Origin of the sequence: Tenacibaculum singaporense, from assembly GCF_003867015.1 — a bacterium.
Taxonomy (GTDB): Bacteria; Bacteroidota; Bacteroidia; order Flavobacteriales; family Flavobacteriaceae; genus Polaribacter; species Polaribacter singaporensis.
Genome location: NZ_CP032548.1, coordinates 987,781 through 1,001,209, shown reverse-complemented (window position 1 = coordinate 1,001,209; position 13,429 = coordinate 987,781). Strand labels below are relative to the sequence as shown.

11 protein-coding genes are annotated in these 13,429 nt (G+C 33.1%); all 11 read right to left on the bottom strand.

Translation table 11 applies throughout. From position 1 onward, the window contains the following. Positions 1–30: 30 nt before the first annotated feature. From D6T69_RS04605 to D6T69_RS04560, 11 genes are read right to left on the bottom strand one after another with little or no spacing between them, the layout of a single operon-like run. Positions 31–2,769 (bottom strand): hypothetical protein, encoded by a 2,739-nt coding sequence (locus tag D6T69_RS04605; protein ID WP_125066662.1) that lies wholly within the window; start codon positions 2,767–2,769, stop codon positions 31–33. After that, a complete protein-coding gene (locus D6T69_RS04600) occupies positions 2,757–5,933 on the bottom strand; it encodes a baseplate J/gp47 family protein (RefSeq protein WP_125066661.1) in 3,177 nt (1,058 codons plus the stop codon). Before D6T69_RS04600 ends, D6T69_RS04605 begins: the two co-directional genes overlap by 13 nt. 8 nt (positions 5,934–5,941) lie before the next feature. Continuing rightward, the gene (locus D6T69_RS04595) at positions 5,942–6,355 is read right to left on the bottom strand and encodes a GPW/gp25 family protein (protein ID WP_125066660.1); all 414 of its coding nucleotides are present in this window, start codon (positions 6,353–6,355) and stop codon (positions 5,942–5,944) included. A gap of 2 nt (positions 6,356–6,357) precedes the next feature. Continuing rightward, a complete protein-coding gene (locus D6T69_RS04590) occupies positions 6,358–6,648 on the bottom strand; it encodes a PAAR domain-containing protein (protein ID WP_073182583.1) in 291 nt (96 codons plus the stop codon). Positions 6,649–6,651: 3 nt separating this feature from the next. Further along, on the bottom strand, positions 6,652–8,397 hold the full coding sequence (gene vgrG / locus D6T69_RS04585) for a type VI secretion system tip protein VgrG (RefSeq protein ID WP_125066659.1): 1,746 nt from the start codon (positions 8,395–8,397) through the stop codon (positions 6,652–6,654). After that, on the bottom strand, positions 8,398–9,084 hold the full coding sequence (locus D6T69_RS04580) for a CIS tube protein (RefSeq protein WP_125066658.1): 687 nt from the start codon (positions 9,082–9,084) through the stop codon (positions 8,398–8,400). After that, a complete protein-coding gene (locus D6T69_RS15935) occupies positions 9,084–9,245 on the bottom strand; it encodes a DUF5908 family protein (protein ID WP_164506685.1) in 162 nt (53 codons plus the stop codon). The genes D6T69_RS04580 and D6T69_RS15935 overlap by 1 nt, the downstream gene beginning before the upstream one ends. Position 9,246: 1 nt before the next feature. Further along, the gene (locus D6T69_RS04575; protein WP_047790304.1) at positions 9,247–9,684 is read right to left on the bottom strand and encodes a phage tail protein; all 438 of its coding nucleotides are present in this window, start codon (positions 9,682–9,684) and stop codon (positions 9,247–9,249) included. Next, positions 9,684–10,130: a phage tail protein gene (locus tag D6T69_RS04570; protein WP_047790305.1), complete on the bottom strand. Its 447-nt coding sequence runs from the start codon at positions 10,128–10,130 to the stop codon at positions 9,684–9,686. Before D6T69_RS04570 ends, D6T69_RS04575 begins: the two co-directional genes overlap by 1 nt. 44 nt (positions 10,131–10,174) lie before the next feature. Continuing rightward, on the bottom strand, positions 10,175–12,328 hold the full coding sequence (locus tag D6T69_RS04565; RefSeq protein WP_240628361.1) for a phage tail sheath C-terminal domain-containing protein: 2,154 nt from the start codon (positions 12,326–12,328) through the stop codon (positions 10,175–10,177). Between the two features lie 29 nt (positions 12,329–12,357). Beyond that, on the bottom strand, positions 12,358–13,428 hold the full coding sequence (locus tag D6T69_RS04560; protein WP_125066656.1) for a hypothetical protein: 1,071 nt from the start codon (positions 13,426–13,428) through the stop codon (positions 12,358–12,360). Between the last annotated feature and the right edge of the window lies 1 nt (position 13,429).

The following is a 13,429-nucleotide window of genomic DNA, read 5'->3' as shown; positions in this document are numbered from 1 at the left end:
GCTGTGTTAATAAATAAACACGTACTATTTTTATGAGTTTTCTTCGTTATTATTTTCTTTTTCTGCTCCAATGCTTCCTATGCTGGATTGATTTAAAATAATTCTTCCATCTAAGGCTTCATCCTCTGCACTACAGTCTGTTAATCTTCCTACTGGATAAATTGTATTTAGCTGATGCATTGCATGTATCAAATTTTGTAATTCATTATTTTCTGTTGGTTGTTCTTGCTCCAGATCTGTTTTGGCAAATAGGTACTCTTTATAAGAGTTTTCGAACTGTAATAAATCATTTTCATTATCAGGTACAATTCCTTTACGCTCTCCTACCCAACATATTCTTGGTAGTATATGTGCCGGAAGTTCTTGTCTGATAACATCTTCCATATAGTGCCTAAAATTTGGATTTGAAAAGCGATACGTATATCCTGGTAAAACAATACTAACTCTGTAAGAATAAGGATCGATAGTTCCGCAATCTTCACAGTCTTTTGCGCAAATAGGTAAGAAGTTTTCCGCTTCATTATCGGTGACATCAGGACGTAATAGCATATGCTCTACTAAAAACATTCCTTCTTCAGTGAAATCTTTTTTTAGAAAGGAAATTATCTCTAATAATGCTTCTTTCAAATCATTGATATCAGCATAATATTTGTACTGTTTGGCTATGATATAATCAGTACTACTAACTGGTTGCTCTGGATCAATTACATCAAAAGAGTATTTAACAGGAATCGATGGTTTAGAAGGAGTAGATTTATGAATTCTTATAAATCCTACTTGCACCTCATCTACAATTCCATTTTGAAAAGCTTTTTCTATGTCTTTTTCTTTTGTTTGTACAACCTGTAATACCGCAAAATATAGTTCTTCAATAGCAAAAGCTACTCTTGTATAATTTTCGGTAGCTGATAGTAGTATATTTCCATCATTATCTCTTAACCTCCATCTATACACTGTTTGATCATCACTATCTGTTAATTCGTATACCTCTACATTGGTTTCTGTTAAATGTCTTCGCTTTTCATTAGCAATTCCCATTAAACGTGCTACTCTCTTTTGAAATCCAGATACATTACTAGTATCCCATAAATTATCTTGAGTTTGTTTGTAATAATTAAAAGCTAGTCCTCTTTCGCTACTTATTACTTTATAATCTTTTAAAAAGGCTTCTTTGTTTGATAATACAATTTCATCAGTAGCTGTTCCATATAGCGCTTTCATAATAAATGTGTACTCTCCAAATCTTTCTGCAAAACGTGCTAGCAAATGATCTAAAATAGAGTTTCGTCGCTCTATATTATTATCAAACTGATTGAACAATAGCTTTGTTAATTCATCATCATTTGACTGTGGATATTCACTAACGAGTTCCTCAAAATCTTTAATGTCTTTAACAGCTTGTGTAAAAAAGGTACGGGTTTCTTGTCCACTAACTGAAAGTAACGTTCTTACTTCTGATAAATGCTTGAAATAGCTTGCTAAGATTTGATCGAAAAATGTTAGATAGGCTTTTAATTGTTTTGCTTTTGCTTTCCTTTCATTCGTAACATGTACGGCTAATCCTTCTTGACCGATTCCGTAAGTATCCGGGAAATCATTTTGAATAGTAGTGTACTCGTTAGCTCCTATTGAACTCCCTTTTGGTAACGATAAAACCTTGTCTTCATCTGCTATTTGTTGCGATTCTATTTCATCTTCTTTTAATTGTTTTAAGTACTCATCTACTCTATCATAGTTTAAGTTGAGAGGAAGGAATCCTTTACTAAAATTAAACGTACTCTTTTCACATAACACAGGTTTTTTATCAGGATCAATACAAACTACCCATTTATTTTCTTGGACTATATTTTCATCACAAAAACCTACAGAGATGTCTTTAATTAATTTTACCCCTTCAATGTTCATGATGATTTTCATTACATCTGAAAGGCGCACTTCTTTTCTCAATTCTGCTTTTTTCAGTTCTTTTACATCTATAAATCCATTCTTTAAAATAGGTCCATCAAAAACCTCATCAGTTGTATACCCTTTATCCAGCATTTGCTGAATTGAATAGAACTTTAAAGATGGAGATAGGTAGTTTTCTATTTGGAATAAAATATTAGCATATACCCATTCTTCATCTGCTTCAGGAATTACATCAACATTAGCACAAATAGCAATCGATTGAGTATCTACTTCTTTTATTTCTATTAAATCTTCACATAAATTTCTATTCTTATGGTAAGCTGTTTTGATATTCGGAAAAACCTGTTCTTTTGTATAGCCTTCTTCTAAATCAACTAATAGCGAATACAATCCTTTTAGCTTAAAATCTTTTTGAAATTCTGGTAGAATGTCTTCAAACTTTTTATAGCTTAATTTGTTATTCTTGCAATCAACAAACACTTGTTTGTCATAAATTCGTAGCCAACAATTTTTTACTCCTTCTAAATCAATAAACAGTTTTCTATAATCTAATTCATTAACTGGTTTGGTTGGAAAAATTTCTGAAGCCTTGTAAAATTGGGCTTGTAGTGATAAATTGGGATCTTTGGATGCTAATAAGTTCTCCAGTGGTGTATCAATACGCATCCCTAAATCGGTAATAGCATAACACAACATTTCTAAAATAGTAACCCCTGGATCGTGTGAATTGAAGTCAGTCCATAACTTACCTCCTAATGTTTCCAAATAAGAGATTCCTTCTTTTCTTAAAAAAGAAAAATCTAAGTCATCTTTGGTAGATATATTCTTTGGAATATTGATATGTTCGTTTATAGCTGACATGTTTGTTCTATGATTTTTTTAGTTCCTTTACAGGTAGTTAATACAGTACTTACATTATGTGTTTTAGCAGATACTAATATTGATTTTGGATTACTTGGTTCTATTTTGTACACCTTGGCATCACCATTCATGGTTACATTCTGTAAATAATCTACATAAGCCAGTTTTTCTAAGTAGTCAATCAATATGCTTTTGTGCAGCATAATCCCGAAGGTTACTTCTTTGGTTTCGTCAAACGCCCAAGGTGATAGGAATTTCGTGATGTCAGTTTTTAGCTGCTCGGTGTAATAGTTTTCATCATATCCTTCATAAAAACTAACTTCTAAACCAATCATTATTTCTTCATAATTAGGATTGATAACTTCAGCATTTACATGCAAGGTGTTTAATGAATTGATATAATTCGTAACACTGTTTAAAGTAGCTTTGCTAACTCTTGGTTGGTAAATATCAAATACATTTTTATTTACGGTATCTGGCACCACAATTAAAGTAACATGCCCTGCTGCTGTAAAACTTGTTTCTGAAGTATGATTTAAACACTTCACTTTATAGATTTCAGGAAACTCCTGAAGAATTAAGTGTTCATAATCCCATAAAGTTATGGCTCTGTTTTTGTGACGTAATCGCTCGCTTATTCTCCTATAAAAATTAGCATCAGATTCTTCTGTACTTCCACCAAATGCATTATAAGGCTGCGAAACTGATTTTATTTGCGGAATGCGTGTCACCATTTTTTTAATGGTCTCACTAGGCAACCCATTTTTTAAATGACTTACTTCATTATCGTTATTCTTGAACGTTGCTAATACTGCTTGAGCATGAATTCCAATTGCTTTACAAACTGCTTCAAATGATTTACTCATTTGTGCTTTTATCCAAGTATATCCTGATGGTAATAATGTATTATTTGAAGTAGCTTCTTTAGGTATTGAAAACTTAACAATTCCTGATTTTAAGAAGTTATCTGTATTATTAGAAATGATATTATTCTCTAACGTTTTCCATTTATTATTACATAATATCGACCAATTTATCTTTTCATTTTCTCCGAAACTTTCTACTAGTGGGTTTTCACTTCCTTCTAATACTTGAATTAACAGTGAAAGATTTTGCTGGGGCTCTACATTTTCTATTCCTAAAAATAGATACCCTCCTAAACAATACTTAGGAACTAAAAAAGTTTGGACTGTATCTTTATCAAAAACATCGATGATATTTTTTTCCTCCTGTAAATACTTCTTTTCTGCATAATTTTCTTCATGCTGCCCAAACGGATGTTCGTGAAAAAGCTGAATACGATTTCCTTCCAAATCCATATTTTCCATCACAATAGTTTCTTCTGCTATATAATCAACAGAAATTGATTCTACTAATGGTGTATATGGCTCGTTAGGAAGGTTAATACCTTTGTCTTCTGCACTTACTGCTAATGCGTACAACTTAGGGTACAACTGATGTAAAAATGATTGTTCTAATGTTAGTTGTAAAGGACCAGCTTTATCTATTTCGTAACTACTTCCTGTATTTTTTGCCTTAAACTCTGAAGTATAGATTATTTCTTCGCTTTCTTCATCTACTTCTTTTTTAAACAAATTCTGGACTTCACCTATGGTTTCTTTTGCTTCTCCCGCTGCATGTAATAATCTTTTTTTCGTTTTAAAGCAAGCATGGTCTTCTATTATTAATTCTCTTGAATCTATATCTTCACCTAATTCATCTCCATATGTTTCGATTGAAGAGTAACTTGATGGTTTTAAATATGCCTGATACCACTCTTTAAAATCATTTGGAGTGTTTTTCCAGCGTAAGTTTACAGTAAAGTTATTCCACTTTTTTGAAAAGGCTTCGTTATAGTTTACACTAAAATTTGAACCCTCAATAGGACGAGTTGTAAAAGGATGAAATGGTTTTTTGGTTCTTACAACTCCATTATCATTTTCAACGGTTGCTAATTTTACTCCTTTAACATCTGTTTTTATAGTTACTTTTTCAAGTGTATTTCCTGCCAACAACCTATAAAAATCGTATCCTTTCGTGTTAGAAACATCAAAAACAAAACGAACTAATGGATATGATGTATCGTATTTTTCAAGTAAAAACTCTTCATTATATGCTACCAACGCTTCTGAATCAAGTCCTAATGTAAATGTAAAACTTACTTCATTAGTAATTTCCAAATTACCTTCGTTCACATGGTTAATTGCGGTTAATGTTGGTGTTATCCATTTTTCTTTTCCGCTACCAAAAATTTGAATGGTTGGGATTAATTCACTTACCTCAAAAGATGATTCTTCAAAATTGTTTTTAAACTTAATAGTAACCGTTACTGTTCTATCTCCTTCTTGTAACCACAACATCGGTGAAGCAATAGAAAACCCAAGTTCAGCATCTGGCAACTCAGTAGCATTCTTTTCACTTGCTGGATACCCAAAAGGGTACCAATATGGTTCGTCTTCTGGTAATTCCTCTTCAATTCCATCTTTCGTATTTGCTACCTCACTTGCTTTTATCTTTTTAAATTCTGCTGTGTTGTTGTTATAAATTGTTTTTATAGCTCCTACTGATGCTTTATTGACAATTAACTCTTCTTCTGTTTCGTATACTAACGGATTACCAAGACTGTCTTTTTTCGCATCTAATAAAGTGCCTTCTTCTATTCGTTCATCCGTTATTTTTTTAGCTAGTTCAAAAATTACATGTGCTTGATCTGGAATTGGCTCTCTTTTTTGAACTTGAAGTATTTCTTTGTAATAAAAATCTAAGTGACGTTTGGTCAGATTATTAAATCGTTCTTTTGAATGTTCTAATAACTTTAAAAAACATACGAATAAAGTTAAGTGCGGACTTAATTTTCCTTCTTGGGTATACCCCTCAAGAGTTGTCTGAATATTCTCTTTTAATTTATTGTACTCTCTTGTTCCTCTAAAAGGGATATTTTCAGTGGTTAGTTTTTTGAAAAAATGTTGCCAATCTCCTGAAGCTACTTCGTGATTTTCTGTAGGAAAATAATTTAGCTTTTTGGCAAAATTATAGGCAAACAATATCCAATCTTCTATAGTAAAATCGTGAAGTTCGAAATTTTCAGGATTCAATGCTTCAATGTATCGTAGCTCTTGACCTGTTCCACTTCGTTGCAATATGTTAGAAATGATTTTACTCATGATGTATCTTAGTTTATATCGGTTCCTTCTCCTTTATAAAAAGGGAAAACCACATTGGTTCTACTATTCGTAGCTCTAATTCTATATTCAATTTTTATGACCAACATTCCTTCTAAAGGATCAGTTTCTGAAACATCAATATGAATAACATCTATTCGAGGTTCGTGATATAAAATTGCTGTTTCTATTAAATCTTTGGCATAGGTTATTAGCGTTCTATCTAACTTCTCAAAAAGAAGCTCTTGCAAATTGCAACCATAGTTAGGTAGCATAACACGTTCTCCTAATCTGGTAGTTAACAGTATTTCTAAACTACTTTTAATATCTTCTTCTTCAGAAATCATGACAACTTCGCTTAGATCTTTTGAAAACTCTGGTGGAAAATCCCAACCTATTCCTAAAAATGCTTTTTTATTTTCCATTATTATCCTATTAAAACTGTTGGTTCTCCTAGTACGATGGTACCTCCATGTGCTGTACTATCTCCCATTCTTGCAGCTGGCATTCCACCTATTAATACGGTTCCTGAACCCATTACTATACTATCAGGTGGTCCAGTACATGTTGCCATATCACCCACTCTTGCTGCGGGTAAACCTCCAATTAATACCGTAGGCTCTCCTGCGGGTAAAATTGGTCCTCCAACGTGAGGTACAACTCCTGTAACCATTGGACACACGTGCATGTCTGTTATTCTTGCTGCTGGGTTTCCCATTTTTTAATTTATTTGAACTAATGAACCTTTTACAACTGCTATAGCACTTGTTGAAACCTCTGCTCCAGCACTGCCTTCTGCTTTAAATTCTGCATTTGCTGCTATGCTGACATTGGTTCCTTCAATATTTACATCTCCTGACGCTTTTAATGAAATATCTCCAGCACTTTCCATTGATATCCCATCACTGTTTATAGTAATTACATTAGAATTATCATCTTCAATCGTTATGGCTCCTTCATCTTCATCCAGCGTAATCATTTTTCCTGCGGGTGTTTCAATGGTGATTATTTTTTTGTCGTCATCAAACAATACCTTCATTTCACTTCTTGTAATGATTCCTTTTCCGTGATTATCATCGGTTGCTGTGATTGGAGATGGTTTTGCGCTACTATGCAACATTCCTAAAACAATAGCATCATTAGGATCATCATTGATAAACCCTACAATAACCTCATCACCTATTTCTGGTCGGAAATAAATACCTCTATTTTCTCCTGCATCGGGTGAAGCTACTCTACACCAAATACCTTCTTCTTCGTTATTTACTATAGGTATTTGTACCAGAATTCTATCTTCTCCATCAGGATCTTCTTCTAATTGAGAAACAATTCCTACTTGTAAGCCTTGAATAGCTGGTAATAACCCTGAAGCTGGTTTTGCTGAAATTTCAAAGGTTTCAGAAAACCATTCTGTTGATAAACCAAATTGTGCATTGGCCACCCAATTTCCTTCTGAAATTACGTGCTGAACTCCTGTTACATATACATTTCCGTTAAATCGGTCTCCTACACCTTCTAGTTTTAAAATGGTGTTTGGTTTCACCGACGGGATTCCTTGGAACTTTACACGCCCTCTTACTTTTGCCAATTGTTGAAATAACCATTTAGCATCAGCCCAATCTTGTAATTCGGTACCGGTTACCACACCACCGTGTCGTAACTCCATACTTTCTAAACCTATTGTTTTGTTTAAGTCTGAAACCGATAAGTTTCCGTTTAAACTTACATTTGGATCTTTTCCTTCAATTTCTATTACTTCTTGGTCGGCATGATTCCAACTATAAGCAGCTACTTTTTTTACTTGATGACGAGCATCAATTTCTGCATCAAAGTCTAATAACGAACCTCCAAAGGTTACGGTTTCAATTTCTGACTGACTGACGTTGGGTTTGGCTACGATTATAGTTCCATCATCCACAAAACACAGTTTCCCATTTACTTGTGCTCTTGAAACCACAAAATCCCAATCTGACGCATTGTATTGTACTAATTCTGCATGGTTATAATTGGTAGCCTCTACATCTTTAGATAATCCGTAATTACCTATAATTTCTTCAAAAATGTCGCTATCGGTGCTTTCATAGAAGTATTTACTTTTTCTACCTACGGTCATTTTCACCGCTTCATCTTTACATTCAACAATTAACTGTGCTGAACTGGCTCTAATTCTTAGATTATGTTTGATAACAATTCCCTTGAAAATGGTTTCTTCATCAGAATGGTATCCTGCTGTAATTTCAATTTCTTTTCCAGGAATTAACAACTCTTCATTACTTAATTTAAAATCTCTCTGTGAAGCTTCTCCATCAATTAAAATAATTTGAGCGGTTGGTATTTTATTTACTTCTTTTGAAACAGTAATATTTTTCACCTCATATTGTTTCGAGAGTTCTTCTCCTTCAATCAAGATTTTAAAAGTGACTAAATCTGCACTTTTTGAAGTTTGTATAGTTCCTGTATTATTCATTTATGCGAATTTTTGTAAGGGTGGAAAAAAAATTTCTTGACCAGGTTGTAATTTTCTGAACTGCATTATTTTATTAACGCGAGCTACTTCTAAATAATACTTGGAGTCTCCATAAATACGATGACACATAAGTGGCAAAGTGTCTCCTGACTTTACTTTACGATAGTGTGTTAAATCTGGCGACTGATTGTTTTCTCTTGCTACTCTTAAATCATCATCAATAGTACCTTTTACCTTAAGCTTTGCACTGGCACGTAATGGTGTTCCATCTGGTGCAAACAATTTATATTCTATAGAAAGATCGACTAAAGAGCCTTTAAAAAGGAGAGCTCCCCATTTAATCATTAAATAGTTAGGTTTGTGCTCCTCTCCTTTATATTCGAATACAATTTTTTTGAATGCTTCTATTTTATCTATGATTCCATCTTTTAGATCACTTTTTCCGTCAATGGCTCCACTACTATCAAATAACAAGTCTAAATCTAATTCTTGAGGAGGTATTCTTGTAAACTTAGGTTGATAACCACTTGTACCTTGCCCTTGCTCTTCAGTATATTCTGGCTTATAAGCAATCATATACTTTTCTGGGTTTATAAGTGTTGTAAACTCTCCATTGGCTACTTCATCCTTAAACTTATCGTCAGAATAGGCCTTTATTACTAATTTTTTTAATTCTCCTTGACTCATTATCGTTGTTTTTGCCTTTCAAGAATATCCATTACTTCTTCCACACATGCTGAAACTATAGCTGCAGTATTTCCGTTTTTTGATCCACTCGTCTTCCCTTGTGATACTGATTTTTCATCCACATTAATCTTGATATGTAGTTCTTTGATGGTAATAGGCATCTTATACTATTTTAAAATAATTATAGGTTAACTCAAGTGTTTCAATAACCAGTTTACTTTCTTCAGCGTTAAAGTCACCTACATTCCATTTTACAGGATATGCATGTTTTACATTCCAAGTTTGTATGGCTTGTTCGTCTTCTCCTAATAACATTACATTGATGTTTACAGGTTGTATTTCAAAGTTTCCTAAAGCTTTTTTACACCACTTGATTACTTCCGAGTCTACAAGCATCCCTCTTTTCAACACTAAATTTGGATATTTGGAACGTACGGGTATTTTATGCTTGAATCTGTTTTCTCCTCCTTCGGCTATTTCTTCAGTTTCAAGGTCTACAGTGAGACCTGAAACTGATTGAAATGAGTTGTCGCCGCTTGAAGTTGAGATGTCTTCAAACTCTACTTTAAAACTAAATCCTACTGGTGGATGATAGCTCATTACGATGACATTTTTAGCTTCTCAATTGCCCATTCAGCAGTTTCAATGGCAATTTCATTACCATCCGCTTTTAAATCTGTAGGCTGTACTTTAGTGATATAAGCATTCTGAGCTTCCCATACTACTGCTGGTTGCCCTGTCTCATCTAATAACTTGATGGTTAAGTCTCCTCTAAACTGCTCACCTCCTTCTTGGAAATAAACTGTTTTAGCCCATTGCTTGTAAAACTGTTTACTTTCATCTACAAAGGTTCCTCTCTTCATAGTAATGTTACTATACTCGAACAAGCCTGGTTGTTTTGATTTGTGGTATTCTTTATCTGCTCCTCCACGATATTCTATTACTTTATTATCAAAACTTAACCCTGATACTTCTGTACAATTAAATTTCGTATCTCCAAAGGTTACCTCGAAGGAAAACTTTGGCATTGGATATGATTCTGCCATGATTCTTTATTTTTTATTTATAATTTTTTGGTTAGTTAGTTTACTTATGCTTCTTGCATTTTGTGAGAGAATTTAAGGATGATAAATTCAGCTGGACGTACTACTGCCATACCTATTTCTATGATCATATTTCCTTCTAAAACATCTTGAGCAGTCATGGTTTCTCCTAAACCAACACTTACATAAAATGCTTTTTCTGGTGTAGGACCTGCAAGTGCTCCTGCTCTCCATTGTTGTGTTAAGAAGTTGTCAATCATTGCTTTTACACGCACCCAAGTGTTTTTATCATTAGGTTCGAAAACAAATTGTTCTGATGCTTTTTTGATTGACTCTTCTGCCATGTTGAAGAAACGTCTTACAGATACATATCTCCACTCGTTATCATTTCCTGCAAGGGTTCTCGCTCCCCAAACTAAGTTTCCTTTTCCAACGAATGATCTAATGGCATTGATTGATTTACCTGCAACTGTATCTACATTTAAGTTTTGTTGATCTTCATGGGAAACTTTTACTGTAGGCTCCATAACATAAGTAAGACCTACATTGGCTGGTGCCTTCCATACTCCTCTATCTGAATCAACTCTCGCATATACTCCTGCCATTGCACTACTAGGTGGTAATACTAATGGTAAGTTTCCTATTTCAGTTAAAATTAGGTTGTATGTTTCATTATCTGAACTCTCTATACTTCCTAAACTTCTACCGTGCAATTCTCCATTATTTGTATCTAAATCTATATTTTGAGGACCAACTGCTACCTCATCAACAATAGAAGCCTTTAAAGTATCCCAAGAAGTTTCAATTCCATCAAAAATTGTAGTATCTCCTTTTGCTACTGGAGCTATTTCTGCTGGTGAAGCAGGCATTGTAATTGTAATCAATTTGTTTACCTCATCTACAATATTCGAAGTATTATTTTCAATTACATTCTTAATTTTAGTAGTGTTACCATCATCAATAAAGTTTTTTAAATTAATTGTTAATTTTGATAACTCTTCAAATACTTGCTCAACCTTATCTGTGTCCTCAAATAATAAATTAAAAGCTGCTAGTTTCCCTTGAATATCTGTAACATCTGCCGCAGCAGCTAATTCATCTTCAAGAGCAGATATTGCGGCTTTTGCCTCAACATTAATTTTACTTTTCACATCAATTAACGCTTCCAAGTCACTTAATAACTTTACTAAATTACCGTGTAATGTCAATGGTCTTGCTCCTGTATAATCTTTAGACTCAGAATTTCTTTCTTCTAAATTAAGTCCTTCTTTTCCTCCTGTATTTATACTATATAAATAATTTACAACCTCTGCCAAAGAACCTGCTAAGTCTGTAGCTCCAGATTTATCAGAAATACTCTTTACAGCTGCTGCAACATCTATAGCATTTAAATTGTTTGTAATTACAACTTTTGCTTGTGGATCTGCTTCATTTACATGGGTAATACTTACACTGTTTTTATCGAACTTATAGTCTAAAATTGTTTTTAAATGTGGGTAATAAGCTGCTCCATACTTAAGGTAATCTTTTCCTAAACCTATTTCACTTCTTAGTATACCTATATTAGGGTCGGTTGGACTATCAGCGTCATAAGATCTTGTATCAATAATCGTAAAACGATCTTGTAATTCGTTACACTGTTGTAATGCTAGTTCATAAAGATCATAAAAAGTTGTATCAGACGAAATTGCAGTTGCATCTGGAAACAAAATTAATGTTGGTTCATCAACTTTTCTTACATCATTTAATCCTTGGGTAAAATGAGTCATTAAATCAATGTCGTTTACATTAACAATTTTTGTATCGTTTGTATCTAAATCATCTCCATATCTACCTACAGAAACAATATAACATGGTCCGCCTCCATTAGCAAAGTACATTTGCATAGAGTAATACATTAAAAAAGGTTCTCTTTCGGATGGTTGATTAACTACAATATTCCTTTCGTTAGCTCCATTAACTCTTACATCTGTAATTTTTACTTGAATTGTTGTTTCTGGTTTTGCTCCTCCAAAATATGTTTCATATTCCAACATCGATGTTATTCGAGTAGGAATTCCTTTCAAATCTCCTTTAACCTTATTAGTTGCTCTCTCGGTATAACCAATAAAAGCTGGAATTGCTGTTTCTACTTGAGCTACCGAAGGCGGAAACTTTACAATTTCCTCTACGTAGACTCCTGGTGTTTTGTACGCTGACATAATTACTTGTTTTAAATTTTAATTTTTGTTTATATAAATACTTCCGAATAATAATTTTGTGATTCTTTCTTAATACTTTCAGGAGTAGGATTAGGGAAATAATAATCTTCTTGTGGTTCTGGTATAACGTCTTGTTTCTCTATCTCTACACGCCCATTAAGTGTCAATGGTTTTTCTTCTGATGTAGTCATTACAAGGTTTTCACTTCTTTTTGTGTAACGCCAAAATGTATTCCTATTTTCAATGCAAATAGTAAACTCAGGAAACTCTTTTAACAAGCATTGTTTTGATACATCAAAGACTTCTGTTTCTTCATTCTTGGCTAATACTTCCTCTGTTAAATTGGTATTGTTGTCTCCTGATATCTGGATTTGAACAACACCTATTACTCCACTATTTTTAATTCTTTTTACAAAAGAGTTGATTATACCTAGTACCTTTTGCTCTTCTACATTTAAAGGAATAGCCTTCGTTATTTTAGACTCAATAGTATCTAACTCTGATGCTTCTACATTTGCAATAGTTACTAAGTTTGGTGTAACTGTTTCAAGTTCTTTTTCACTTTCTAGTTGATGTAAAAGCTTTCTTGTTTCACTATCTGAAATCAAAAAAGAACTCCATTTTTTTACTTCTGAAATTGTTTCAAATAAATTGATTGCTGAGGAACTTTTGTTTGATAAGTAATATAATTGCTGCTCTTTCTTTTCAATTATGTTAGAAAAATTTTCAAAATAAGGATGATGTACTTTTAAGTAAAAAGTTAACGTTAGTGAATCAGATAAGATAATTATTGGACTATATCTATCTACTTCTTGATTTCCTTCTTCTGTAGTTACTTTTATTGTTTCTGATAGTACTCGAACTCCCTTTTTATGGTTTCTAAGTAATAGTCTGTGATTTTTTAAACTTTTTCTAGTTTCTTCAGTAGGTTGAATTGATAGAAACTTGCTGATATCATATTGTTCTTCTAAACGTTTTTTTTCTTCTTCTGTAAGAGGTGTTACTCCATTATTTCCTCCATTTAATTCGAAAAAAGTTCGTTCTCCTTCGTTTAGGAAGTAAGAGTGGTATATATTGATATTGAACAGTGTTTTGTACATA

What these genes read in the sequence shown, in the direction of transcription:
- D6T69_RS04605 (WP_125066662.1), bottom strand. Translation starts at nt 2,769, where the DNA reads ATGTCAGCTATAAACGAACATATCAATATTCCAAAGAATATATCTACC.
- D6T69_RS04600 (WP_125066661.1), bottom strand. Translation starts at nt 5,933, where the DNA reads ATGAGTAAAATCATTTCTAACATATTGCAACGAAGTGGAACAGGTCAA.
- D6T69_RS04595 (WP_125066660.1), bottom strand. Translation starts at nt 6,355, where the DNA reads ATGGAAAATAAAAAAGCATTTTTAGGAATAGGTTGGGATTTTCCACCA.
- D6T69_RS04590 (WP_073182583.1), bottom strand. Translation starts at nt 6,648, where the DNA reads ATGGGAAACCCAGCAGCAAGAATAACAGACATGCACGTGTGTCCAATG.
- vgrG (WP_125066659.1), bottom strand. Translation starts at nt 8,397, where the DNA reads ATGAATAATACAGGAACTATACAAACTTCAAAAAGTGCAGATTTAGTC.
- D6T69_RS04580 (WP_125066658.1), bottom strand. Translation starts at nt 9,084, where the DNA reads ATGAGTCAAGGAGAATTAAAAAAATTAGTAATAAAGGCCTATTCTGAC.
- D6T69_RS15935 (WP_164506685.1), bottom strand. Translation starts at nt 9,245, where the DNA reads ATGCCTATTACCATCAAAGAACTACATATCAAGATTAATGTGGATGAA.
- D6T69_RS04575 (WP_047790304.1), bottom strand. Translation starts at nt 9,684, where the DNA reads ATGAGCTATCATCCACCAGTAGGATTTAGTTTTAAAGTAGAGTTTGAA.
- D6T69_RS04570 (WP_047790305.1), bottom strand. Translation starts at nt 10,130, where the DNA reads ATGGCAGAATCATATCCAATGCCAAAGTTTTCCTTCGAGGTAACCTTT.
- D6T69_RS04565 (WP_240628361.1), bottom strand. Translation starts at nt 12,328, where the DNA reads ATGTCAGCGTACAAAACACCAGGAGTCTACGTAGAGGAAATTGTAAAG.
- D6T69_RS04560 (WP_125066656.1), bottom strand. Translation starts at nt 13,428, where the DNA reads ATGTACAAAACACTGTTCAATATCAATATATACCACTCTTACTTCCTA.